Origin of the sequence: Allobaculum fili (genome assembly GCF_020969955.1) — a bacterium.
In the GTDB taxonomy this organism is placed as follows: domain Bacteria; phylum Bacillota_I; class Bacilli_A; order Erysipelotrichales; family Erysipelotrichaceae; genus Allobaculum; species Allobaculum fili.
The window spans coordinates 1-372 of record NZ_JAHDSX010000121.1; the positions used below are offsets into that span (position 1 = coordinate 1).

The following is a 372-nucleotide window of genomic DNA, read 5'->3' on the forward strand; positions in this document are numbered from 1 at the left end:
AAAGAATTCATAGAAATACTCACCAGACACAAAGACCGGCCTATGGAAGAAATCAAAGATCTGCTCAGGATAGAAGCCTGTCAGGCACCTCAGCGCCAATCTGTCTATGAGCCTCTGGCCGCACAGGCAGAGGAATACCAGGCACTCTTTGCCTAGAAAGCGAGTATGAAATGAACATTGAAGCTTACGCCAAAAGGCTGCGCCTGCCTTTTATCCGCCAGAACTATAAGGAACTGGCTGCCCAAGCGAGAGAAGATCACCTTGATTACGAAGAATTTCTGGAAAAGGTCCTCAAAGGCGAAACGATCAGCCGCAATGAAAACTGTATTCAGAAGCGGATCCAGCTGGCGCATTTCCCAAATCGGATGTCTC

Annotated in this window: 1 protein-coding gene; it reads left to right on the forward strand. The window is 48.1% G+C overall.

Annotated features, from left to right (window positions below; all coding sequences use genetic code 11):
• Positions 1 to 170 precede the first annotated feature (170 nt).
• The coding region (locus Afil_RS11645) for an ATP-binding protein (protein ID WP_230268554.1) at positions 171 to 372 on the forward strand (202 nt) is incomplete at its 3' end.